At 71.0% G+C, this 23,701-nt stretch carries 21 protein-coding genes; 9 read left to right on the top strand and 12 right to left on the bottom strand.

Annotated elements, in window-relative coordinates:
* Nucleotides 1-28 precede the first annotated feature (28 nt).
* The 4 genes from HNO83_RS11065 to HNO83_RS11050 are packed head-to-tail and all read right to left on the bottom strand — an operon-like array spanning nucleotide 29 to nucleotide 3,491.
* Nucleotides 29-1,051 (bottom strand): Gfo/Idh/MocA family protein, encoded by a 1,023-nt coding sequence (locus HNO83_RS11065; RefSeq protein WP_175337578.1) that lies wholly within the window; start codon nucleotides 1,049-1,051, stop codon nucleotides 29-31.
* Nucleotides 1,048-1,818 (bottom strand): amino acid ABC transporter ATP-binding protein, encoded by a 771-nt coding sequence (locus HNO83_RS11060; protein WP_283810086.1) that lies wholly within the window; start codon nucleotides 1,816-1,818, stop codon nucleotides 1,048-1,050. The genes HNO83_RS11065 and HNO83_RS11060 overlap by 4 nt, the downstream gene beginning before the upstream one ends.
* Nucleotides 1,815-2,603, bottom strand: a complete 789-nt coding sequence (locus HNO83_RS11055; RefSeq protein ID WP_020075997.1) for an amino acid ABC transporter permease — start codon at nucleotides 2,601-2,603, stop codon at nucleotides 1,815-1,817. The genes HNO83_RS11060 and HNO83_RS11055 overlap by 4 nt, the downstream gene beginning before the upstream one ends.
* Before the next feature lie 21 nt (nucleotides 2,604-2,624).
* Nucleotides 2,625-3,491: an ABC transporter substrate-binding protein gene (locus tag HNO83_RS11050; protein ID WP_175337577.1), complete on the bottom strand. Its 867-nt coding sequence runs from the start codon at nucleotides 3,489-3,491 to the stop codon at nucleotides 2,625-2,627.
* Nucleotides 3,492-3,679: 188 nt separating this feature from the next.
* Between HNO83_RS11050 and HNO83_RS11045 the strand changes: the two genes are divergently transcribed.
* Nucleotides 3,680-4,762, top strand: coding sequence for a LacI family DNA-binding transcriptional regulator (locus tag HNO83_RS11045; RefSeq protein WP_175337576.1), 1,083 nt, complete (start codon nucleotides 3,680-3,682; stop codon nucleotides 4,760-4,762).
* Nucleotides 4,763-4,924: 162 nt separating this feature from the next.
* On the opposite strand, the gene HNO83_RS11040 is transcribed toward HNO83_RS11045, so the two are convergent.
* Nucleotides 4,925-5,140 (bottom strand): hypothetical protein, encoded by a 216-nt coding sequence (locus HNO83_RS11040; RefSeq protein WP_217498937.1) that lies wholly within the window; start codon nucleotides 5,138-5,140, stop codon nucleotides 4,925-4,927.
* Between the two features lie 86 nt (nucleotides 5,141-5,226).
* Here HNO83_RS11040 and HNO83_RS11035 point away from each other — a divergent pair, with 86 nt between their 5' ends.
* Nucleotides 5,227-6,177: a GlxA family transcriptional regulator gene (locus tag HNO83_RS11035; RefSeq protein ID WP_175337575.1), complete on the top strand. Its 951-nt coding sequence runs from the start codon at nucleotides 5,227-5,229 to the stop codon at nucleotides 6,175-6,177.
* Here the strand turns inward: HNO83_RS11035 and HNO83_RS11030 are convergent.
* Nucleotides 6,150-6,479 carry a hypothetical protein gene (locus HNO83_RS11030; RefSeq protein ID WP_249776671.1) on the bottom strand — a complete coding sequence of 110 codons (330 nt, stop codon included), beginning with the start codon at nucleotides 6,477-6,479 and terminating at the stop codon, nucleotides 6,150-6,152. The two genes, HNO83_RS11035 and HNO83_RS11030, sit on opposite strands and share 28 nt — an antisense overlap.
* 140 nt (nucleotides 6,480-6,619) lie before the next feature.
* Nucleotides 6,620-6,793 (bottom strand): CsbD family protein, encoded by a 174-nt coding sequence (locus HNO83_RS11025; RefSeq protein WP_115695598.1) that lies wholly within the window; start codon nucleotides 6,791-6,793, stop codon nucleotides 6,620-6,622.
* Nucleotides 6,794-6,966: 173 nt separating this feature from the next.
* On the opposite strand from HNO83_RS11025, the gene treY reads away from it, so the two are divergent.
* From treY to HNO83_RS11010, 3 genes are read left to right on the top strand one after another with little or no spacing between them, the layout of a single operon-like run.
* A complete protein-coding gene (gene treY / locus HNO83_RS11020; protein WP_175337574.1) occupies nucleotides 6,967-9,222 on the top strand; it encodes a malto-oligosyltrehalose synthase in 2,256 nt (751 codons plus the stop codon).
* Nucleotides 9,219-10,919: a malto-oligosyltrehalose trehalohydrolase gene (treZ, locus tag HNO83_RS11015; RefSeq protein WP_175337573.1), complete on the top strand. Its 1,701-nt coding sequence runs from the start codon at nucleotides 9,219-9,221 to the stop codon at nucleotides 10,917-10,919. Before treY ends, treZ begins: the two co-directional genes overlap by 4 nt.
* 48 nt (nucleotides 10,920-10,967) lie before the next feature.
* Nucleotides 10,968-11,171, top strand: a complete 204-nt coding sequence (locus tag HNO83_RS11010) for a hypothetical protein (protein WP_175337572.1) — start codon at nucleotides 10,968-10,970, stop codon at nucleotides 11,169-11,171.
* Between the two features lie 110 nt (nucleotides 11,172-11,281).
* Here the strand turns inward: HNO83_RS11010 and HNO83_RS11005 are convergent, their stop codons facing one another.
* The gene (locus tag HNO83_RS11005; protein WP_175337571.1) at nucleotides 11,282-11,608 is read right to left on the bottom strand and encodes a type II toxin-antitoxin system HicB family antitoxin; all 327 of its coding nucleotides are present in this window, start codon (nucleotides 11,606-11,608) and stop codon (nucleotides 11,282-11,284) included.
* A gap of 468 nt (nucleotides 11,609-12,076) precedes the next feature.
* Between HNO83_RS11005 and glgX the strand changes: the two genes are divergently transcribed.
* The 3 genes from glgX to HNO83_RS10990 are packed head-to-tail and all read left to right on the top strand — an operon-like array spanning nucleotide 12,077 to nucleotide 16,745.
* Entirely contained in the window at nucleotides 12,077-14,110 is a 2,034-nt protein-coding gene (glgX, locus tag HNO83_RS11000) for a glycogen debranching protein GlgX (RefSeq protein ID WP_175337570.1), read from the top strand.
* Nucleotides 14,110-14,967, top strand: a complete 858-nt coding sequence (locus HNO83_RS10995; protein WP_175337569.1) for a serine/threonine-protein kinase — start codon at nucleotides 14,110-14,112, stop codon at nucleotides 14,965-14,967. The genes glgX and HNO83_RS10995 overlap by 1 nt, the downstream gene beginning before the upstream one ends.
* Nucleotides 14,964-16,745 (top strand): glycoside hydrolase family 15 protein, encoded by a 1,782-nt coding sequence (locus HNO83_RS10990; RefSeq protein ID WP_175337568.1) that lies wholly within the window; start codon nucleotides 14,964-14,966, stop codon nucleotides 16,743-16,745. The genes HNO83_RS10995 and HNO83_RS10990 overlap by 4 nt, the downstream gene beginning before the upstream one ends.
* A 78-nt stretch (nucleotides 16,746-16,823) precedes the next feature.
* Here the strand turns inward: HNO83_RS10990 and acs are convergent, their stop codons facing one another.
* The 3 genes from acs to HNO83_RS10975 all read right to left on the bottom strand — a co-directional run bounded on the left by acs (nucleotide 16,824) and on the right by HNO83_RS10975 (nucleotide 21,889).
* A complete protein-coding gene (gene acs, locus HNO83_RS10985) occupies nucleotides 16,824-18,803 on the bottom strand; it encodes an acetate--CoA ligase (protein ID WP_175337567.1) in 1,980 nt (659 codons plus the stop codon).
* A gap of 138 nt (nucleotides 18,804-18,941) precedes the next feature.
* A complete protein-coding gene (locus HNO83_RS10980; protein ID WP_175337566.1) occupies nucleotides 18,942-21,284 on the bottom strand; it encodes an ATP-binding cassette domain-containing protein in 2,343 nt (780 codons plus the stop codon).
* Between the two features lie 35 nt (nucleotides 21,285-21,319).
* Nucleotides 21,320-21,889 (bottom strand): dihydrofolate reductase family protein, encoded by a 570-nt coding sequence (locus HNO83_RS10975; protein ID WP_175337565.1) that lies wholly within the window; start codon nucleotides 21,887-21,889, stop codon nucleotides 21,320-21,322.
* A gap of 48 nt (nucleotides 21,890-21,937) precedes the next feature.
* On the opposite strand from HNO83_RS10975, the gene HNO83_RS10970 reads away from it, so the two are divergent.
* On the top strand, nucleotides 21,938-22,948 hold the full coding sequence (locus tag HNO83_RS10970) for a PHP domain-containing protein (protein ID WP_175337564.1): 1,011 nt from the start codon (nucleotides 21,938-21,940) through the stop codon (nucleotides 22,946-22,948).
* A gap of 64 nt (nucleotides 22,949-23,012) precedes the next feature.
* Here the strand turns inward: HNO83_RS10970 and HNO83_RS10965 are convergent, their stop codons facing one another.
* Entirely contained in the window at nucleotides 23,013-23,630 is a 618-nt protein-coding gene (locus HNO83_RS10965) for a hypothetical protein (protein WP_175337563.1), read from the bottom strand.
* Nucleotides 23,631-23,701 lie beyond the last annotated feature (71 nt).

The raw sequence follows: 23,701 nt of genomic DNA, 5'->3' as shown, positions 1-23,701 counted from the left end.
GGTGGTGCTTCCTTCTTTCCTAGTTCGTTCAGTGCGCCGCGGCGTACGCCCGGGCCGACCCGATCAGGTCGAGCACGGCGAGCGGCCCGGCCGGGTCGACGGGCAGCGGCGCCCGGCCGCGCAGTGCGGCGGCGAGCTGCCGGTAGAAGCCGGCGTAGTCGCCGGGAGCGAGCGGGAGCTCGCCGGGGTGGGCGTCGGTCCCGACCCGTGCGGGATGCTCGGCGCGGCCGAGGCGCGGATCGCCCGGGCGCATGCCGCCCAAGAGCTGCCCCTCCTGCGGGTCGAGGCCCCACGAGACGAACCCGCCCTCCGAGCCGAGCGCACGGAAGCGCGGGCCGACGAGGGGCGCGACCGCGCTCATCCAGAGCTCGCTCGTCGTGCCGGAGGCGTGCTCGAGGACGACCAGCGCGTCATCGTCCGCGCCCCCGCCGCGGCGGTTGCGCACCTCGGCATGGCTCACACTCGCCGGGCCGAACAGCAGCAGGGCCTGGTCGATGAGGTGGGCGCCCAGGTCGAACAGGATGCCTCCTCCCTCCTCCGCGCCGGTGGTCGACTTCCAGGAGTCGTCGACCGAGGGCTTCCACCACTCGAATCGCGACTCGAACCGCCGGACGTCGCCGAGCGAGCCGTCGGCGACCAGCTGCTGCAGCGTCAGGAAGTCGCCGTCCCAGCGCCGGTTCTGGAAGACCGTGAACGGCACGCCTGCGGCTCGGGCCCGCTCGACCAGGGCGCGACCGGATGCCACGTCCGGTGCGAACGGCTTGTCGACGACCGTCGCGACCCCCGCATCGATCGCCGCCTCGGCGTGCGCGACGTGCAGCAGGGTGGGCGAGGCGACGACCACCAGCTCGAGTCCGGGATGCGCGAGCAGCGCATCCACATCGTCCACCGCTGTCGCGTCCGGATGGTCGGCGGCCAGCCGGTCGGCCTGCGAGGTGACGACCGCGGCGAGTTCGAACGCCGGGTCCGCCGCGAGGAACGGCGCGTGGAACACCCGCCCGGCGACGCCGTACCCGATCAGGCCGACACGGATCGCGCGCTCGTCGCTCACAGCACCTCCGACAGGAAGCGCTGCAGCCGCGGGCTCTGCGGCCGGTCGAACAGGTCGTCCGGACGCCCGGCCTCCACGACCCGGCCCTCGTCCATGAAGACGACCTGGTCGGCCACCTTGCGGGCGAAGTTCATCTCGTGGGTGACGACGACCATCGTCATCCCGCGACGGCCCAGGTCGGCCATGAGGTTGAGCACACCCTTCACGAGCTCGGGGTCGAGCGCGCTGGTGACCTCGTCGAAGAGCATCACCTCCGGCTCCATCGCGAGGGCGCGGGCGATCGCGACGCGCTGCTGCTGGCCGCCGGAGAGGTCGCGCGGGCGGTGGTCCATCCGCTCGCCGAGCCCGACCTCGATCAGTCGCTCCTCGGCGATCCGCTTCGCCTCGGCCTTCGGCATCCGCTTGACGCTGCGCAGCGCGAGCATGACGTTCTGGAGCGCGGTGTGGTCCGGGAACAGGTTGAAGTGCTGGAAGACCAGGCCGATGCGCCGGCGGAGCACGTCGGGCTTCGTGCCCAGGATGCTCTCGCCGTCGAGCCGGACGTCGCCGCCCTTCGGCTCGTGCAGCCGGTTGACGCCGCGGAGCAACGTCGACTTGCCCGAGCCGGACGGCCCGATCACGCAGGTGGTGGTGCCCGGCGCGACCGAGATCGACACACCGCGGAGCACATCGATGTCGCCGTACGCCATCGTCAGGTCGACGAGGTCGAGGGCGGAGCCGCGGAAGTCGGGCGTCTGCTGGGCGGGGAGGGGCGAGGTGTACGTCATGTGTTGCTCCCGAGGGTGATCGGCGCGGGAGGCTGGACCTCGTCCAGCTCGTCCAGGCCGCTCTTCGGCGGCGCCGGCTTCCGGCGTCCGGTGCGGAAACGGTTGTCGAAGTAGTTGACCAGGTGGGTCAGCGGGACAGTGATGACCAGGTAGAACAGACCGGCCAGCACCAGCGGCGACAGGTTGCCGGTGAGCACCGCGGCGTCCTGACCGACGCGGAACAGCTCCCGCTCGCCGACCAGCAGGCCGAGGAAGTACACCAGGCTGGAGTCCTTCACGATCGCGATGAACTGGTTGACCAGCGCCGGCAGCACGCGGCGGATGCCCTGCGGCACCACGACGAGCGCCATCGCCTTGGCGTAGCTGAGGCCGAGCGCGCGGCACGCCTCCAGCTGCCCGCGGTCGACGCTCTGGATGCCTGCCCGGAAGATCTCGCCGATGTACGCGGCGGCGATCAGGGACAGGGCGAGGATGCCGAGGGGGTACGGCGACGGCCCGAAGATCGACTGCGAGAACCGTGCGAAGCCCTGCCCGATGAGCAGGATGGTGAGGATCGCCGGCAGGCCGCGGAACACGTCCGTGTAGATGCGGGCGGGGATGCGCAGCCAGCGGGAGGTGGAGATCCCCATGACGGCGACCACCATGCCGAGCACGACGCCGATGACGGTCGCCGCGATCGAGATGATCAGCGTGTTGACGAGTCCGACGCCCAGCAGCTGCGGGAAGACCTGCAGCATCGAGGGGATGTCGAAGAAGGTGTGCGTGATGGTGGTGAGCCAGTCCATGGGGATCTCCCTGCGGGTCTCCTACTTCGAGGGGGTCGGCGTCGAGGACTGCTCCGCCTTGGGCAGGTACTGCTTCGGCATCGGCGAGCCCGGGAACCACTTCTGGTAGAGCTTCTTCCAGGTGCCGTCCTCCATCGCCTCGTGCAGTCCCTTGTTCAGGGCGTTCTTGAGGGCCGGGTTGCCCTTGGCGATGGCGAAGCCGGCGGGGGCGTCGAACGACGGGATGTCCTCGGCGTCCTTGAGCGCCGGGTACTGCGTCACGTAGCTCTTCGCCGCCTCGTAGTCGAGGAAGTGCGCATCCACCGAGCCGCTGTTGAGGGCGGAGACGGCGGCGTTGTTGTCGGGGAAGCGGACGAGGCTCGCCTTCGGGAAGTTCTTGACCGCGTACGCCTCCTGGAGCGTGCCCTGCACGACGCCGAGGCGCTTGCCGTCGAGGCCCTTGACGTCGTCGATGCCGCTGGTCTTGGTGGTGAGGACGGTCAGGTAGCCGGCGAGGTAGCCGTCGGAGAAGTCGACCGTCTTCTTGCGCTCGGCGGTGATGCCGATGGCCGCGACGCCGACGTCGAACTGGTGGTTGGCGACCGCGGCGAGCAGGCCGGAGAAGTCCTGGCCCGTGAAGACCGGCTTGCCGATGCCCGCGCGCTTGGCGACGTCGGTGAAGAGCTCGACGTCGAAGCCGGTGAACGTGCCGCTCGCGTCGGTGAAGGTGTAGGGCTTGGAGTCGCCCAGGCTCGCCACGCGGACGGTTCCGGCCTCGATGAGACCGTACGGGTTGTCCTTGGTGGCCGAACCGGAGGCGCCGCCTGCGCTGCAGGCCGCGAGGACCAGGGCGGCGGAGGCCGCGGCGGCCAGCAGTGCTGCCGGCCGGAGGAGGGTGCGTCGTTTCACTGCGGGTGTCCAATCGTGTGGGGGCTGGTCGGCGAGAAACAGGACGTGCGATCCTCGTCGATCTCTTGGTTGCTGAGACCGGTCTCTGACGATTACGCTGAGACCGGTCTCAGTTGGTTTTCTGGGACGCTACAACACCTCTCCCGGATTCGTCAACACGGGATGTGCGAAACAGGAAGGGCTCACGGATGTCCCCACGCCCCGCATCGCGGCGCGCCGTCACCGTCGCCGACATCGCCCGCGCGGCGAAGGTCTCCAAGGCGACGGCGGCCCGCGCACTCGGCGACTACGGCCAGGTGAGCGACGCGGTGCGCTCACGCGTGCTCGCCGCCGCGGAGGAGCTCAACTACCGCCCGAACGCGCTGGCCCGCTCGATGAACACGGGCCGGTCGAACACGATCGGCGTGGTGGTCGGCGACATCGAGAACCCGTTCTTCGCGCACGCGATGCGCGGCATCTCCGATGTCGCGAGCGCCGCAGGCTATGACGTCATCCTCACCAACTCGGACGAGGACGTGGACGCGGAGGAAGCGGCCGTCGACGTGCTCCTCGACAAGCAGGTGGATGCGCTCATCGTCGCGCCCGCATCCTCCGCCCACGTCTCGCACCTCGCGACCGTCGCCGCGGCCGGCCGCCCCCTGGTGCTGCTGGACCGCCGCGCGGACGGCCACCGCTACGACTCGGTCACGGTCGACAACCGCACCGCTGCGGCCCGCGCCACCGCCGAGCTGCTCGCGGAGGGGCACCGTAGGATCGCGTTCGTCTCGACGCAGCCCTACCCGGAGCCGGCCTACGTCCCCGGCGGGACGATCACCATGTCCAGCGTGGCCGACCGCGTCGACGGCGTGATGCAGGCGCTCACCGATGCGGGCGTCCCGTCGCCGGAGCGCGGCATCCGGCTCGACGCCAGGCGGCGGGGCGTGGATGTGGTCACCCGCGAGCTGCTACTGGGCGACGAACCCGCGACGGCGATCATCGCATCGGACAGCCTCATCGCCATGACGGTGTTCCAGACCATCCGCACGCTCGGCCTGCGCATCCCCGAGGACGTCTCCCTGATCGCCTTCGACAACGCGGACTGGACCGGCATCACCACGCCGCCGCTGACGGTCGTCGAGCAGCCGATCTACGAGCTCGGCGCCGCTGCCGCGCGGCTCGCGCTGCAGCGCATCCACGGCGAGCGCGTCGACGACGAGTCCGTCGTCTTCGACGCCGCCCTCATCCGTCGCGCCTCCGTCGCCGCCCCGACCCCTATCCCCGCCGATTCGTGACGAACGGGCGCCATTCGTCACGAACAGGTCCCATTCGTGACGAGCCGCAGCCCCACGATGCGAGAAGGAGGCGCCGGAAGTCGGGCGTGGGCTCCGCCGATTCGTGACGAACGGCGACCGTTCGCGACGAACGGCGCCGATTCGTCACGAATCGTGGAGCGGTCAGCGGCCGGTCTCGCGGGCGGACTGCGCCGCGCGCAGGTCGCTCAGCGCGCGGTCGCTCTCGCGGGTGACGGATCCGCCGCGGGCGAGGATCGCCGACGGCAGCCACTCGCTGAGGAGGAAGCGCCGCTTGGCGACCGGCCGGCCGCCGTTCGTGCGGGCCGGGCGAGCCACCCAGCCGTGGTCGATGCCCTGTGTCCACGTCGTGTTTGCCATGACCTTTACGTTACGGGCGTAAAGATTCGGACACGAGCTGGCTTTCGGTCTACCTTCGCAAACATTCGGCCACTACACTGGCGGCCATGATCCGATCCGTCGCGGTCCCCCTGATCGACGACTTCGCCATGTTCGAGTTCGGCGTCGTCTGCGAGGTCTTCGGACTCGACCGCAGCTATGCCGGGCTCGAGCCGTTCGACTTCCGGGTGTGCACCATCGATCCGCAGACTCCTGTGCTGAGCCCGACCGGCGTGACCCTCACCGCCCCCTACGGCCTCGAGGCCATGGAGGATGCCGACCTGATCGCGGTCCCCGCGGCGACCGTGCGCGACGAGTACCCGCCGGAGTTCCTGGATGCGCTCCGCCGCGCCTACGACCGCGGCGCCATCCTGCTCAGCGTCTGCTCCGGCGCCTTCGCCCTCGGCGCCGCCGGCCTCCTCGACGGCCGCGACGTCACCACGCACTGGCGTTACGCCGACGAACTGCAGCGCCGCTTCCCCGAGGCCCGCGTCGACCCCGACGTGCTCTTCGTCGACGACGGCCGCATCATCACCAGCGCCGGAACCTCCGCCGGCATCGACGCCAGCCTCCACCTGGTCCGCCGCGAGCTGGGCAGCGCCGTCGCCAACACGATCGCGCGCAACATGGTCGTCCCGCCGCAGCGCGACGGCGGCCAGCGGCAGTACATCGACAAGCCGGTCAGCGACTGCGAGGACGACACCTTCAGCGAACTGCTGGACCAGCTGACCGACCGGCTCGATGAGGCGCACACGGTGAGCAGCCTGGCCGAACGCGTCCACATGTCGACCCGCAGCTTCTCCCGCCGGTTCGTCGCCGAGACCGGGGTGCCGCCGATGCAGTGGCTCACGACGCAGCGCATCCTGCACGCCCGCCTGCTGCTGGAGACCACCGACCTGCCCATCGACGAGGTCGCCCGCCGCTGCGGCTTCGGCAGCGCGACCCTGTTGCGCCATCACTTCGACGCGGAGGTCGGGGTCCCGCCGACGCGCTACCGGGCGGCCTTCGCGCGCACCTGAGCGCCCGCCGCCGAATGATGCAGCCGCGCGGACACGCGTCTACCCGCGCCGAGCCGCGCTCGCCCGGGCGCCAGATCCTCGCCGCGGTAGTGCCGCAGCAGGCGGCGGTTGCGCACGGTCAGCTGCGCGCAGACCTCCACCGTGACGAGCCCGCACACGATGACGCCCCAGGCGCGCGGGTTCTCCCCCTGCGTCGGGATCGCGATGCACAGCGCGACGGTGGCGGCCAGGGCGAGGGCGGTCAGCGCGCCGCCGATCCACACCCTCCGCCACGCCCGTGCGCGGTCCGCTCGGTCTCCCATGACCGGGAAGTTACTCCGCGCGGGCGGTGAACGATAGACGAATCTCCGATGAACGGGCGGTGAAGCCGGTCGCGGAGCGCTCCGCGCACGAAGAAGCCCCCGCCCGGCGGTCCGGACGGGGGCGGCTTCGATCCCGCGCGTCAGTGCTTGAAGGCGTCCTTGATCTTCTCGCCGGCCTGCTTCACGTCGGCCTTGACCTGGTCGCCCTTGCCTTCGGCCTCCAGGCGCTCGTCGCCGGTCGCCTTGCCGGTGGCCTCCTTGGCGTTGCCCCCGAGCTTCTCGCCCGCGTTCTCGATCTTGTCGTCGAGTCCCATGACGTCCCCTTTCGTGGTCCGGTTGTCTCCGACGCTCCCACCGAGTCCGGCACCCGTCTACCCCGTCCCATCCGGCCGAGATGTCAACCCGGGACCGCCGGGCCGCCAGTAGTGGGCTCGGCTCGCTATTTCAAGGCCTACACGCGCCCCATCGTCTCCCGGACAATGAGACGGTGAGCACCTACCGCCTCCAGATCTCCCCTGCCTTCACTCTCCGCGATGCCGCCCAGGTGCTCGACCACCTCCAGCGCCTCGGCGCCGACTGGGTGTACCTGTCGCCCCTTCTGGAGGCCGAGCCCGGCTCAACCCACGGCTACGACGTCGTCGACCACAGCCGGGTCGACGAGTCGCGCGGCGGGCCGGAGGCGCTGCGCGAGTTCTCCGAGGCCGCCCACGCCCGCGGGCTGAGGGTGCTCGTGGACATCGTGCCGAACCACATGGGCGTCGCCACCCCGGCCGTGAACGCCTGGTGGTGGGATGTGCTGCAGAACGGCCAGGAGTCGCGCTTCGCCTCCTTCTTCGACATCGACTGGGAGTTCGGCCGCGGCCGGCTGCGGCTGCCGGTCCTCGGCGACGGCCCGGACGAGGAGGACGCCCTCCGCGTCGAGGACGGCGAGCTGCGCTACTACGACCACCGGTTCCCGATCGCGCCGGGCACCGAGGGCGGCAGGCCGCGCGAGGTGCATGCGCGCCAGCACTACGAACTCATGTCGTGGCGCCGCGCCGACGCCGAGCTCAACTACCGGCGCTTCTTCGCGGTGACCACCCTTGCGGGCCTGCGCGTCGAGGACCAGCCGGTGTTCGACGACACCCATCGCGAGATCGGCCGCTGGCTGCACGAGGGCCTGGTGGACGGGCTGCGCGTCGACCATCCGGACGGACTGCGCGACCCCGCGCAGTACCTCGAACGGCTTCGCGCCCTGGCCGGCGACGCGCCGATCTGGGTCGAGAAGATCATCGAGGGCGACGAGCGGATGCCCGACTGGCCCGTGCAGGGCACGACCGGGTACGACGCGCTCGCGGTCGTGGACCGCGTCTTCGTGGACGCGTCCGGCGAGGGCCCGCTGACCGCGCTGGCGGGCGAGATCGACGAACGCGAGGAGAGCCAGGACTGGACCGAGCTGACGCACCGCCGCAAGCGGGCCGTCGCCGACGGCATCCTCCGCTCCGAGGTGCTGCGGGTCGTGCGCGAGCTGGGCGAGGGGACCGACGAGGAGACGGCCGACGCCGTCGCCGAGCTCGCCGCCTGGTTCCCGGTGTACCGCAGCTACCTCCCCTTCGGCGCGGAGTACCTGGAGGAGGCGCGCCTGGCCGCCGCCGAGTCCCGGCCCGATCTCGTCGAGGTCATCGCCCGCATCACCGACCGCCTCGGCGAGCGGTTCGAGCAGACGACCGGCGCCGTGATGGCGAAGGGCGTCGAGGACAACTCCTTCTACCGCTTCACCCGCCTGGTGTCGCTGACCGAGGTCGGCGGCGACCCGTCCGAGTTCGCGATCTCACCGGAGGAGTTCCACCGCAGGCAGGTCGACCGGCAGCGCCGCCTGCCCGAGTCGATGACCGTGCTGTCGACCCACGACACCAAGCGCGGGGAGGACACGCGGGCCCGCATCCACGTCCTCGCCGAGCTGCCCGGCCGTTGGGAGCGGTTCCTGCGCACGGTCCGCGAGCGGGTCGGCTTCGGCGACGGCTCGCTCGAGAACCTGCTCTGGCAGTCGATCGTCGGCGCCTGGCCGGCATCGCGCGAGCGGCTTCAGGACTACGCCATCAAGGCGGCGCGCGAGGCCGGCGCCTCGACCGCGTGGACCGATCCCGATGCGGACTTCGAGGCGCGCATGGCCGCCGCCGTCGATGCCGCCTTCGACGACGACCGGGTGCGGGCCGAGGTGGAGGCGATGTCCGCCGTGATCGACGGTCCCGGCGCGAGCAACGGTCTGGGCGCGAAGCTGCTGCAGCTCGCCGCCCCGGGCATCCCGGACGTCTACCAGGGCTCCGAGCGCTGGGAGCGGTCGCTGGTCGACCCGGACAACCGGCGTCCCGTCGAGTTCGACGTGTCGGCCGGGCTGCTCGCCCACATCGACGAGGGATGGCTCCCGGACATCGACTCCTCCGGCGCCGCCAAGGTGCTGGTCACGGCGAAGGCGCTGCGCCTGCGCCGCGACCGGCCGGAGCTGTTCACCGGCTACCGCCCGGTCTACGCGGAGGGCTCGCGCGCCGGGCACCTGGTCGGCTTCGACCGCGGCGGCGCGATCGCGCTGGCCACCCGCCTGCCCGTCGGGCTGTCCGCGACCGGCGGCTGGGCCGAGACGACGCTCGACCTCGGGGAGGAGCCGATGCGCGACGAGCTGACGGGCCGCGAGTTCCGTGGCCGGGTCGCCGTCGCGTCCGTCTTCGAGCGGTACCCGGTCGCCCTGCTGGCGGTCGTCCGATGAGGGCGCGCGATCGCCGGTTCGGCGTCTGGGCTCCGAACGCCAGGACAGTGGATGTGGTGCTCGGCGACCTCGGTACGTTCCCACTGACCCCGGTCCCGGCCTCCGCTTCCGCCCCGGCCGGCGGCTGGTGGGAGCTGGCCGAGTCCCCCGTCCTGCCCGACGCGCCGCTCGACTACGGCTACGTCGTCGACGGCGAGGGCCCGTTCCCCGACCCGCGCTCGCTCCGCCAGCCGGCCGGCGTGCACGAGCTCAGCCGCGAGTTCGACCCCCGGGAGCACGCGTGGACGGACGGTGCCTGGGAGGGCCGCGACCTGGCCGGCGCGCTCATCTACGAGCTCCACATCGGCACCTTCACACCGGAGGGAACGCTCGACTCGGCGATCGGCCGGCTCGACCACCTGGTGGAGCTGGGGGTCGAGGCCGTCGAGGTGCTGCCCGTGAACGCGTTCAACGGCACGCACAACTGGGGCTACGACGGCGTGCTCTGGTACGCCGTGCAGGAGCAGTACGGGGGTCCGGCCGCGTACCAGCGGTTCGTGGAGGCCTGCCACGCCCGCGGGCTGGCCGTGATCCAGGACGTCGTCTACAACCACCTGGGCCCGAGCGGCAACTACCTGCCGAAGTTCGGCCCGTACCTGGGCCAGGGCGCGAGCACGTGGGGCGTCAACGTGAACCTCGACGGGCCGCTCTCCGACGAGGTGCGCCGCTACGTCCTCGACAACGCGGAGTACTGGCTGCGCGAGCAGCACGTCGACGGCCTGCGGCTGGACGCGGTGCACGCCCTGCAGGACCACGGCGCCACCCACCTGCTGGAGGCACTCGCCGTGCTCGCCGACGAACTGGCCGGAGAGACCGGGCGCCCGCGCACGCTGATCGCGGAGAGCGACCTGAACGACCCGAAGCTGATCCGGGCCCGATCCCACCACGGCTACGGGCTGCACGCCCAGTGGGACGACGACGTACACCACAGCATCCACGCCAACCTGACCGGCGAGGACACCGGTTACTACGCCGACTTCGCCGACCCGGATGCCCTGGTGAAGGTGTTCCGGCGCGGCTTCTTCCACGACGGCACCTGGTCGAGCTTCCGTGAGCGGTTCCACGGCCGGCCGCTCGACCCCGACATCCCGTTCACCCGCCTCGTGGTCTTCAGCCAGGACCACGATCAGATCGGCAATCGCGCCGTCGGCGACCGCCTGACCGCCACGCTCGACCCGGGCCGGCTCGCCGTCGCCGCGGCGCTCACCCTCCTCGGCCCGTTCACGCCGATGCTGTTCATGGGCGAGGAGTGGGCGGCCTCGACGCCCTGGCAGTTCTTCACCTCGCACCCGGAGCCGGAGCTCGGCAAGGCGACGGCGGAGGGCCGCATCGCCGAGTTCGCGAGGATGGGCTGGGACCCCGCGGTCGTTCCCGACCCGCAGGACCCGGAGACGTTCCTGCGCTCGAAGCTCGACTGGTCGGAGCTCGACCGCCCCGAAAGCGCCCGGATGCTGGACTGGTACCGCACCCTGACCGGCGTGCGGCGGACGATCCCCGCCGATGTCCCGGCGACGGAGGTCGCCTACGCCGAGGGGGTCTTCCGGTTCCGCCGCGGCGACCTGCTCGTCGAGGCGAGCCTGTCGGGCACCGGGCTCGGCGAGGCGCCGGCGGGCGCCGTCGCGGCCTTCGACAAAGCGGTGCGGGTGAGCCGAGACTAGGTGCCACATGGTACGGTCAGGTACCACCTGGTACTAGGAGGCTGGAAGATGGCGATGAACCTGCGGTTGGACACTGCTCATGAGGAGCTGCTCGAGGCGCTTGCGCAGCAGGAGCACCGCACCAAGACAGAGGTCGTGAAGCTCGCTCTCGAAGAGCGGGCTGCTCGACTCGACAAGAGCGCGCGCACTCGAGCGATCATGGACCGCATCCTCGAAGAGGACGCGGCGCTCCTCGACGCCCTCTCCCAGTGACCGAATACCCGCAGAACTCCGCTCAGACCACGATCGACCGCATCGTCGAAGAGAACTCGGGGCTCCTCGACCGCCTTCGGGATGCGTGAGGCCGGCTCAGCGGACCCACCTCACGATGCGAGCCGCGCGCTCACCAGCCGATTGAGGCTGACATGCTCCTCCGCCGCCTGGATGGCGAGGCTGCGGTGCAACTCCGGGGGGATGCGCACCTTGAACTCACCGCTGTAGCGCCGCTCGGAGAAGGGCTCGGGTACGGGCTCGCCCGCACGCTCCATCTCTTCGATGACGTCCTCTACGAGGTTGACCACGCCCTGCAATGCGTCGGCCTGGGTCGACGCGAGCCAGGAGAGGGAGGGGAACTCTGCGACCTGACCGACGAACTCGCCGTCCTCCGCCGACCAGATCACTCGATATGTGTAGTGCGTGAAATCGCTCATTGTCCTTCACTCTCCCATCGCTCGATCGCCATCAGCACCTGTACGACCTGGTAACGCTTCGCGTGGCCGTGGTCGTTCTGAATATTCACCCGAGGGTCACCCCTCCACGGCATCGAGAACACCATGTGGCTCGTTCCCCGTTGTCTCGGCTGGCCGAAGTACGCGGTGCAAACGCGAACCAGGTCGTCGAAGCGGACGTTTCCCGGACTCTGCCTCATGCGCGTGAGGAGCTTCGCAACATTCGGCACAGTTAATGGTGTCACTATTGACACCACTGCGCAAGCGATGTGTCCCGAATCAGCCTCCTTCGCCCCGCGCCTAACGGCCGCGCCCCTCCGTGTCAATGCCTGGAGGGGCGCGCCGGATCACAGGTATCGTGGCGGTCTACCCGATCGGAGACACCGTGTCCCTGCCCTGTCCCCCTCTCCGCTGCCCGCGCAGCAGCTCCGCCGCCGAGGGAGTGGACCGATGACCGCCTCGACGCCGTATCCGCTCGGCCTGACGCTGAAGGAGGGCGGCGCCAACGTCGCCGTCTACAGCGAGAACGCCGACCGGGTGATCGTCAGCATGTTCGACGGCCGCGGGCGTGAGACGCAGACGGCCCTTCCCGAGCGCACGGGTCACGTCTTCCACGGTTTCGTCCCCGGCCTCGTGCCTGGCGTCCGCTACGGTCTGCGGGTCGACGGCCCGTGGGACCCGGCGAACGGCCTCCGCTTCTCGCCGGCGAAGGTGCTGCTGCCGCCGCAGGCGCGCGCCGTCACCGGCTCCTGGGACAACACGCAGGCCGTCTTCGGCCACCAGCTCGGCCGCCCGAAGCGGCGCAGCGATACGAACGGCGCACGTCACGTCGCCCTCGGCGTCGTCATCGACCGCCGCGACTTCGACTGGGGCGACCACGAGCGCCCCCGCACGCCGCTGAGCGAGACGATCATCTACGAGCTCCACGTGAAGGGCTTCACGAAACTCATGGAGTGGGTGCCGGAGGAGTTCCGGGGCACGTATGCGGGCCTCGCCCACCCCGCGGCCATCGAGTACCTCAAGAACCTCGGCGTGACCGCGGTCGAGCTGCTGCCCATCCACCAGTTCGTCCAGGATGCGCACCTGCTCGAGAAGGGGCTGCGCAACTACTGGGGCTACAACTCGATCGGCTTCTTCGCGCCCCACAACGAGTACGCGGCCACCGGTGACACCGGGCACCAGGTCGACGAGTTCAAGGGCATGGTGAAGGCGCTCCACGCCGCCGGCATCGAGGTCATCCTCGACGTGGTCTACAACCACACCGCCGAGGGCAACGACCTCGGCCCCACCTACAGCTTCAAGGGCATCGACAACCCGTCGTATTACCGGCTGGTGGAGGGGGACGCCGCCCACTACTTCGACACCACGGGGACAGGCAACAGCTGGAACGTCAGCCATCCGGCGGCCCTGCAGGTCATCATGGACTCGCTGCGCTACTGGGTCGAGGACTTCCACATCGACGGCTTCCGGTTCGACCTGGCGACCACGCTGACCCGGCAAGGCGGCGACGCCAGCCTGCACAGCGCATTCCTCACCCTCATCCAGCAGGACCCGATGCTCGCGCAGGTGAAGATGATCGCCGAGCCGTGGGATGTCGCCGGCTACCAGCTGGGCGGCTTCCCGGCGGACTGGTCGGAGTGGAACGGCAAGTTCCGCGACGACGTGCGCGATTTCTGGCGCGGCGAGCCCGGGGTGCTGTCGACGCTGTCGCAGCGCGTGCTCGGCAGCCCCGACATCTACGAGGACTCGCGGCGCGCCCCGCTGTCGAGCGTCAACTTCGTCACCGCGCACGACGGCTTCACCCTGGCCGACCTCACCAGCTACAACGAGAAGCACAACGAGGCGAACGGCGAGGACAACCGCGACGGGGAGTCCGACAACCGCTCCAGCAACTACGGCGTCGAGGGCCCGACCGACGACGAGGGGATCAACGCCTTCCGCACCCGGCAGCGCAAGAACTTCCTCGCCACGGTGCTCCTCTCGGCCGGCGTGCCGATGATCCTCGGCGGCGACGAGATCGGCCGCACCCAGCAGGGCAACAACAACGCGTACTGCCAGGACAACGAGATCTCCTGGTTCGACTGGCAGAACGCCGACTGGGAACTGCACGAGTTCACGTCCAAGCTCATCCGGCTGCGGCGCAGCGAGCCGGCCCTCCGCCCGGAGTGGTACCGGCACGCGCCCGACGTCGGCGGCCCCGACGTGGTGTGCATCGTCCGCGCCGACGGCGAGCCCTTCGCCGACGAGGACTGGTCCGACCCGGAGGCGCGCTCCATCGCGTTCGAGCTGCGGCATGAGGGCGCGGACTCGTTCCTGCTCATGCTGAACGCCGCGGGCAACGGCGTCGAGTTCGTCCTGCCCGACGCCCCCGGCGGCGACTGGGAGCTGGAGCTCTCCAGCGACCCCGGGCTCGCTCTCGGCGACGGCGCGCGCGTCATCCTCGGCGAGTCCGCCTTCGCGCTGCTGCGGTCGCGGAACGGCTGATGCCCGAGTCCACCATCCCGGCGCTGCTCGGACGTTACCGGCCGCAGCACGTCATCGGTCGCGGCGGGGAGGCCAGCATCTTCCGCGCGACCGACGAGCTGCTCGGCCGGGAGGTCGCGATCAAGCTCTACCGCTCCGGCGGTGAGGAGGAGATGGCGCAGTACCGCACCGAGCAGGCCGCGCTCGCCAAGCTCAGCCACCACGGGATCGTGTCTCTCATCGACGCCGGCATCGACTACACGTCCCCGAAGGACCCGCGGCCGTTCCTCATCATGGAGCTCGTCTCCGGCACCGACCTCGCGGCCACCCTGGCGCAACGGGAGCTGTCCCTGGAGGAGATCGCCGAGATCGCCTACGACATCTCCGAGGCACTGGAGTACGTGCACGCGAACGGCGTCGTGCACCGGGACATCAAGCCGTCGAACATCATGCTGGTCTCCTACGGCACGACCACCTTCCGCGCCAGGGCGCGGCTGACGGACTTCGGCATCGCCAGCGGCATCGCCTCGGTCCCGTCGCAGCCGGACGAGGGCAAGACGACCGGCACGGCGGCCTACCTCTCCCCCGAGCAGGCGATGCGGCAGCCCGCGACGTCGGCGAGCGACATCTACTCGCTCGGGCTGGTGCTGCTGGAGTGCTTCACCCGGACGGTGGCCTTCCCGGGCGCGGCGGTCGAGTCCGCGATGGCGCGCCTGGAGCACGAGCCGCCGGTGCCGGACGGGCTCCCCGACGAGTGGACGGGCATCCTCCACGCCATGACCTCGAGCGACCCCGCCGCGCGGCCGACGGCGGCGCAGCTGACCCCGGTGTTCCGGGAGGCGGTCATCTCGGCGGCCGGCCTGCAGCAGAGGGTGTGACGACGAGCGAGACGCCGAGCGCCGAGGGGGCCGCGATCGAGGATCACGCCGCCCTGGGCGACGGGCGTACGGTCGCGCTGATCGACCGGTCGGGCACGGTGGACTGGCTCCCCATCCCGAGCCTCGACTCCCCTCCCGTGTTCGCCACCCTGCTCGATTCGCAGAGGGGCGGGCGGATGGTGCTGCGGCCCGTCGCCGACTTCACCACGCGCCGGCGCTACCTGCCGGGCACGAACGTCCTGGAGACCACCTTCACCACCGCGAACGGCGCCGTCCGGGTCACGGATGCGCTCGTGACCGGCGTCGCCGGCCGCCTGCCGTGGCTGGAGCTCGCCCGGCGCATCGAGGGCGTCTCCGGCACCGTGGTCATGGACTGGTCGGTCGAGCCGGGCACGGTGCTCGGAACCTCGAGCCCGTGGGCCCAGCACATCGACGGCAGCCGCATCCTGCGCATCGGGACCGTCAACATCGGCGTCACCGGTCTCGCGGACGCGGAGGAGGACGCCGATGCGCCCCGGTTCGGCGGCCGCATCCGCGTCGCCGAGGGCAGCAGGCGCACCCTCACCGTGGTCGCGACCGACGACGAGCCGCTGCACCTCCCGCAGCCGGACAACGTCGACATCGGCATCGACCGGACGGTGGGCAACTGGGAGCTCTGGTCGCGCACGTTCTCGTACGACGGCCCGTGGGCGGACGCCGTGCAGCGCAGCGCGCTCGCGCTCAAGCTCCTGCTCTACGCGCCGACCGGCGCGATCGCCGCGGCCGCGACGACCTCGCTGCCCGAGACGCCGCGCGGCGGCAAGAACTGGGACTACCGCTTCGCCTGGGTGCGCGACACCGCGTACACGCTGCGCTCCCTCGCGCGGTTCGGGCTGCGCGAGGAAACGCACGCGGCGATCTCCTGGCTGCTGCGCGCGGTGAAAGGCGACCCCGGTGGCCCGCGCGTCCTCTACGGGCTGCGGGATGCATCGTCGGCCGAGCCGCAGACGCACGACGTGCCCGGCTGGCACGGCATCGGGCCGGTGGTGACCGGCAACCGTGCCGCCGGGCAGCTGCAGCTGGGCGTCTACGGCGACCTGCTCAGCGTCGCCCTCGCCTACGCGTCGGCGGGCAACGTGCTCGACGTACCGACCCGGCGCCTGGTGTCGGACGTCGCCGACCACGTGTGCGACGTCTGGCGGCAGCCGGACTCCGGGATGTGGGAGCTCACCGAGCTGCGCCACCACACCTCGTCGAAGATGGGATGCTGGCAGGCGCTCCAGGCGGCGCAGCAGCTCGCCGCGCTCGGCCAGGCCGACGGCAACCCGGCGCGCTGGCGGCGGGAGGCGGACTTCATCCACGACTGGGTGGACGAGCACTGCTGGTCGGAGCGCCTGGGCGCCTACACGACGGTGGCCGGCGAGGACGAGCTGGACGTGTCGGTGCTGCTGCACGCACCGAGCGGCTTCGACCGCGGCGAGCGGATGCGGTCGACGATCGACGCGCTGCGGCGGGAGCTCGGCAGCGGCCCGCTGCTGTATCGCTTCACGGGCGCGGAGGCCGAGGGCGAGCGTCCATTCGTCGCGTGCTCGTTCTGGCTGGCGTCGGCGCTCGCGTGCATCGGCGACATCCCTGCCGCCACAGAGCTGATGGACGACCTGGTCGCCCGGGCCAACGACGTCGGGCTCTACGCCGAGATGATGGGCGGCGACGGCACCTTCTGGGGCAACTTCCCGCAGGCGCTCTCGCACCTCGGCCTCATCGACGCCGCCCTGACGATCGCCGACCTCCGCCGCTGACCCTGCTGCCCCCGAGATTCGTGCCGAATGCGCGCTATCGCCGTCTCAAAGCGAACATTCGTGCCGAATGTACGCCGGTCAGCGGGAGCGCGTCGCGAGCGTCGCGGCGATGGCGTGCGGCACGGTCTCGTCCTGCAGGGAGGTCGTGTCGCCGAGCGGACGGCCGTCGAACAGGTCGACCAGCAGGCGGCGCATGATCTTGCCCGAGCGCGTCTTCGGGAGGTCGCCCACCACCACGACGTGCCGCGGCTTCGCGATCGCCCCGATCTCGCGCGTGACCTGCTCGCGCAGCTCCGCCTCCCCCGGCGCCGCGCCCGACGGCACGACGAACGCCGCCACCGCCTGCCCGGTGGTCGCGTCGCCCACGCCGACCACGGCCGCCTCGGAGACACGGGGATGCGCCACCAGCGCCGACTCGATCTCGATCGTCGAGAGGCGGTGGCCCGAGACGTTGATCACGTCGTCGAGGCGGCCGAGCAGCCAGAGATAGCCGTCCTCGTCCACGGCCGCGCCGTCGCCGGCGAGGAAGTATCCGCGGTCGGCGAACGGCTGCCAGTACGAGTCTCGGTAGCGCTCGGGGTCACCCCACACCGTGCGCGACATGGCCGGCCACGTCCCGTCGATCACGATGGAGCCGCCGGACCCGCGCGGCACGTCGTCGCCGCGCTCGTCGACCACCCGCACCGTCACGCCCGGGATGGCGTTGGTCGCGGAGCCCGGCTTCAGCGCGGTCACGCCCGGCAGCGGCGCGACGATGGCGGCGCCCGACTCCGACTGCCACCAGGTGTCGACCACCGGCGCGCGTCCGGCCCCCAGCTGCTCCCGGAACCAGACCCACGCCTCCGGGTTGATCGCCTCGCCGACGGTGCCGAGCAGGCGGATGCTGGACAGGTCCCACCCGTCGCCCACACCCTCCGGGAACCAGGTCATCAGCGTCCGGATCAGGGTCGGCGCGGTGTAGTACGTCGTCACCCCGTAGCGCTCGATGATCTCGAAGTGCCGGCCGGTGTGCGGGGTGTTCGGGGTCCCCTCGTAGATGACCGAAGTGGCGCCGTTCGAGAGCGGGCCGTACAGCACGTAGGTGTGCGCGGTCACCCACGCGAGGTCGGCGGTGCACCAGTAGACGTCGTCGTCCTTCGCGTCGAACAGCGCCCAGTGGCTCCACGACGCCTGCGTCAGGTAGCCGCCGGTCGTGTGGACGACGCCCTTCGGGCGGCCGGTCGTACCCGAGGTGTAGATGATGAACAGCGGCGTCTCGGCGTCGAAGAACTCGGGGTCGTGGACGCTGGAGGCGGTGTCCACCACGTCATGCCACCAGACGTCGCGGCCGGGCGTCCAGGGGATGTCGGGGGTCAGCTCGCCGGTGCGCCGCACCACCAGCACGTGCTCGATGGCGTTGTCTCCGGCGACGGCCGCATCCGCGTTCGCCTTCACCGGGACGGCGGCGCCACGACGGAACTGCCCGTCGGAGGTGACCAGCAGTTTCGCGCCGGTGTCCTCGACGCGGAAGCGCAGTGCCTCCGCCGAGAAGCCACCGAAGACGAGCGAGTGGATGGCGCCGACGCGCGCGATTGCGAGGGTGATGACGACGGTCTCCGGGATGACGGGCAGGTACACGACGACGCGGTCGCCCTTGCCGATCCCGAGCGCCGTGAGCGCGTTCGCCGCGCGCGCCACCCGCCGCTGGAGGTCGGCGTAGGTGATCGTCTCGCGGTCGCCCGGCTCGCCCTCGAAGTGCAGGACCACCCGGTCGCCGCGACCGGCGGCGACGTGGCGGTCGACGCAGTTCACGGCGGCGTTCAGCTTTCCACCCGCGAACCACTCGGCGCGAGGGATGCTGAGCTCGCCGTCCGCGCCGACGGTCGCCGGTTCCCACGTGTGGGCGGTGTGCCACGGTTCGGCCCAGTCCAGCCGCGCCGCCTGCCGCTCCCAGAACGCCACCGGGTCGGCGGCCGCCTCGGCGTACACCGACGCATCGACGTTCGCCTGCGCGGCGAACTCGGCCGGTGGCGCGTACAGCCGGTTCTCGCGGCCGAGGTTCTGGATGGGCGTGCTCACCCTCCGACGCTACCCAGCCTCCCGCGCGCGCTCCTCCCGTCGCGCAACGATCCGTAACCCAGCCATCAGCTCCTGAGTTATTCGAGTCGAACGAGCCGAAATGCTCGAGAAACTCAGGAGCTGACGGTGGCGGGGAGCTCAGGCGCCGACGTAGCGGGCGAGGTGCTCACCGGTGAGGGTGGAGCGTGCGGCGACGAGGTCGGCCGGCGTGCCCTCGAAGACGATGCGGCCGCCGTCGTGACCGGCGCCGGGGCCGAGGTCGATGATCCAGTCGGCATGAGCCATCACGGCCTGGTGGTGCTCGATGACGATCACCGACTTGCCGGAGTCGACCAGGCGGTCGAGCAGCCCGAGCAGCTGCTCGACATCGGCGAGGTGCAGGCCGGTCGTCGGCTCGTCGAGCACGTAGACGCCGCCCTTCTCGGCCATGTGCGTCGCCAGCTTGAGCCGCTGCCGCTCGCCGCCGGACAGCGTGGTGAGCGGCTGGCCGATCGTCAGGTAGCCGAGCCCGACATCCGACAGCCGCTCCAGGATGGCGTGCGCGGCCGGCAGCTTCGCCTCCCCGGCGGCGAAGAACTCGACCGCCTCGGAGACCGGCATGGCCAGCACCTGGCTGATGTCGCGGCCGCCGAGCGTGTACTCCAGCACCGAGTCGTCGAAGCGGCGCCCCTCGCACACCTCGCACACGGTCGAGACGCCGGCCATCACACCGAGGTCGGTGTAGATCACGCCCGCACCGTTGCAGTTCGGGCAGGCGCCCTCCGAGTTCGCGCTGAACAGGGCCGGCTTCACGCCGTTGACCTTCGCGAACGCCTTGCGGATCGGCTCCAGCATGCCGGTGTACGTCGCCGGGTTGCTGCGCCGCGACCCGCGGATCGCGGCCTGGTCGACGGCGACGACGCCCTCGCGCGGTGCGACGGAACCGTGGATGAGCGAGCTCTTGCCCGACCCGGCCACCCCGGTGACCACCACCAGCACGCCGAGCGGGATGTCGACATCCACCCCCTGCAGGTTGTGCTCGTCGGCGCCCCGGACCTCGAGAGCGCCGGTCGGAGTCCGCACCCCGTCCTTCACGCGCGCGCGGTCGTCGAGGTGCCGACCCGTGAGGGTGCCGCTCGCGCGCAGCCCGTCGACCGTCCCCTGGAAGACGACCTCTCCACCGCCTGCGCCCGCCCGCGGCCCGAGGTCGACCACGTGGTCCGCGATCGCGATCGCCTCCGGCTTGTGCTCGACGACCAGCACGGTGTTGCCCTTGTCGCGCAGCTGCTGCAGCAGTCCGTTCATCCGCTGGATGTCGTGCGGGTGCAGCCCGACCGTCGGCTCGTCGAACACGTAGGTGATGTCGGTGAGCGACGACCCGAGGTGGCGGATCATCTTGGTGCGCTGCGCCTCGCCGCCCGACAGCGTGCCGGAGGGCCGGTCGAGCGACAGGTAGCCGAGCCCGATCTCGACGAACGAGTCGAGCAGGTGCTGCAGGTTGCGCAGCAGCGGGGCCACGGACGGCTCGTCGAGCGACCGCACCCAGTCGGAAAGGTCGGTGATCTGCATGGCGCACGCGTCCGCGATACTGACGCCGCCGATCTTCGACGAGCGCGCGGCCTCGCTGAGCCGCGTTCCTCCGCACTCCGGGCAGGCCGTGAAGGTGACGGCCCTCTCGACGAAGGCGCGGATGTGCGGCTGCATCGCATCCACGTCCTTCGACAACATCGACTTCTGCACCTTGGGCACCAGGCCCTCGTAGGTCAGGTTGATGCCGTTGATCTTCACCTTCACCGGCTCGCGGTAGAGGAAGTCGTGCCGCTCGGTCTCGGAGAACTCCCGGATCGGCTTGTCGGCGGGCAGGAAGCCGGACTCCGAGAACATCCGCACGGACCAGCCGTCGGCGGTGTAGCCCGGGATGGTGATGGCCCCCTCGGTCAGCGACTTGCTGTCGTCGAACAGCTGAGCGAGGTCGATGTCGCTCACCGTGCCCATGCCCTCGCAGCGCGGGCACATGCCGCCCAGCTGGGAGAACTCCCTCTTCTCCGTCTTGCCGCCGACGGTGATCGCACCGGCCCCGGTGACCGACGGGATGTTGAACGAGAAGGCCTGCGGCGAGCCGATGTGCGGCTGCCCCAGGCGGCTGAACAGGATGCGCAGCATCGCGTTCGCGTCGGTCACCGTGCCGACCGTGGAGCGCGCATTGGCGCCCATCCGCTCCTGGTCGACGATGATGGCGGTCGTCAGCCCCTCCAGTACGTCGACGTCGGGCCGCGCCAGCGAGGGCATGAACCCCTGCACGAACGCGCTGTACGTCTCGTTGATCATGCGCTGCGACTCGGCCGCGATGGTGCTGAACACGAGCGAGCTCTTGCCCGACCCCGAGACACCGGTGAACACGGTGAGCCGCCGCTTCGGCAGCTCGACGCTCACGTTCTTCAGGTTGTTCTCGCGCGCCCCCTCGACGCGGATCAGGTCGTGGCTGTCGGCTGCTGAAGTCATGTCGATTCCCTCCGTCGAGCGCTGCCCACGCTATCTCAGGAGGATGCCGCTGCGGGGCGGACGCTGTACCGCAGCCGCGCGAACTGCCCGACCGCCGAGGCCGCCTCGAGCCGGAGCCGGTCGGACTCGACCCGTCGAGGGAACAGCGGAGCGCCCGCCGTGAGCGCAACGGGCGCGATGGAGATCGCCAGCTCGTCCAGAGCGCCCGCATCGAGGAACTGGCCCGCCAGATCGCCGCCGCCGACCACCCAGATGTCGCCGTCGCCCGCCGCCTCACGGATGGCCGGAAGGCTGTCCGCAACCGAGCGGGACACGAACCGGATGTCCGCGCCCTCCGGCGCCGGCAGCTCCCGGTGAGTGAAGACGAACGTCGGCCGGTCGCCGTGGAACTCCCGCCACTTCTCCGGCTGCTCCAGGATGCCGGTCTCACGCAGCACCCACTCGTAGGTCGTGCGCCCCTCCACCATCACCGACGCGTTCGCCGGGACCAGCCCCTCGGCCGGCTCCTCGCCTCCCTCCACCGCGAACAGCCAGGCGAGCGAGTTGTGCTCGTCCGCGATGAATCCGTTGATGGTCGCCGCCGTGTCGAAGATGATCCGCCCCATGCCAGGGACGGTACCGGCCACCACCGACACGGTGGGAGCATGGGGCGCATGGATGCCGTCGACGCCCTGAACGAGATCGCCTTCTGGCTGGAGCGGGAGCTCGCGCCGAGCTTCAAGGTGCAGGCCTTCCGCCGCGCCGCCGCCACCATCGACGGCCTCGGCCAGGAGGAGCTCGCCGCCCGCGTCGCCGACGGCCGCCTCAAGCGCACGAAGGGGATCGGCGACCGCACCTTCCAGGTGATCGCGCAGGCCGTCGACGGCGAGGTCCCGGGCTACCTCGCCGACCTCCGCGAACGCAACGCCGCGCCGCTCGACACCGGCGGCACGGAACTGCTCGCCCTTCTGCGCGGCGACCTGCACAGCCACACGGAGTGGTCGGACGGCACGGTGCCGATCGAGGTGATGGCCGCGGCAGCCGCCACTCTCGGCCGCGAGTACCAGGCGATCACCGACCACTCCCCCACGCTCACGGTCGCGAGCGGCCTCAGCGCCGAGCGGCTGGAGCAGCAGCTGGATGTCGTCGCGGGCCTCGACACCGGCGAGCTGACCCTGCTCACGGGCATCGAGGTGGACATCCTGGAGGACGGAACGCTCGATCAGACGCCGGAGCTGCTCGACCGGCTCGACGTCGTCGTGGGCAGCGTCCACTCGAAGCTCCGCTCCGACCGCCGCACGATGACCACGCGAATGCTCGGCGGCATCCGCGACCCGCACACCAACGTGCTCGGGCACTGCACCGGCCGTCTGGTGCAGGGATCGCGGGGCACCCGCCCGCCGTCCGAGTTCGACGCGGACGCCGTCTTCGCCGCGTGCGTCGAGAACCAGGTCGCCGTCGAGATCAACTCGCGGCCGGAGCGGCAGGACCCGCCGGACGACCTCATCCAGCGCGCCCTCGACGCCGGATGCTTCTTCTCGATCGACACGGACGCGCACGCCCCCGGCCAGCTCGACTTCCTGGCCTACGGCGCCGCACGGGCCGCCGCCAACGGCGTCCCCGCCGACCGCATCATCACCACCTTCCCCCTCCCCCGCCTCCGAACCTGGCTAGCCAAGGGCTGAGGTGCTCGCAGATGCTCGCGACACGCCGGGCGCGCGCGCAACCGCGAGCACCTCAGCGGAGGGGTCAGAAGCCCCAGGCGGAGGCGGGCGCCTGCACGATCTCGACCGGGCGCGTGCTCCAGTGGGTTCCGTTGCCGTAGTGGCTCGTCGCCCAGGGGCTCGCCCAGATGGCCGCGGCGGTGGTGTCGGCGGAGGTGCCCGCCTGCAGGCCGGCGACGATGCCCGGGTAGCCGCGCTGCAGGTTCTTGGCGCAGTACTCCGCGGCCGTGATCAGGTCCGGGTAGCTGCCGAGGCCGGCGCCACCACCCGATCCGTAGCCGTTGTTCAGGGGGTTGTTGCGGTTCCACCAGTCGGGCGGACCGTTCTCCTGCCGCATCCAGCGCAGCATCACAGTCACGTTCGCGTCGGTCTGCGGCCAGCCGCCGAACTTCAGAACGAGCTTGGCCCAGGACTCGTTCGTCCCGACCCGGGCGAGAGACTGGATCCCGTCCGTCGCCCCGATGCTCTCCCGGCTCACGACGGGCGCGGCGATCGTCGCGTCCACCAGCAGGTGCTGGTCGGGCGGTGCGACCTCCGCGGGTGCGACCGTCGTCGACGGGGCGACCAGCAGCGTCGAGGCGAGCGCCTCGTCCGTCGGCACGATCGAGAAGCCGCACACCAGCCCGATGACGGCGAGGGTCACACCGACCCGGTGATGCAGCGGCAGCAACGGCCGTCGGGGCCGCCGCGGCAACCGGATCCGCACCCGCTGCG

The organism is Leifsonia sp. C5G2 (assembly GCF_013359685.1).
In the GTDB taxonomy this organism is placed as follows: Bacteria; Actinomycetota; Actinomycetes; order Actinomycetales; family Microbacteriaceae; genus Leifsonia.
This window is presented reverse-complemented; position numbering and strand designations above follow the sequence as displayed.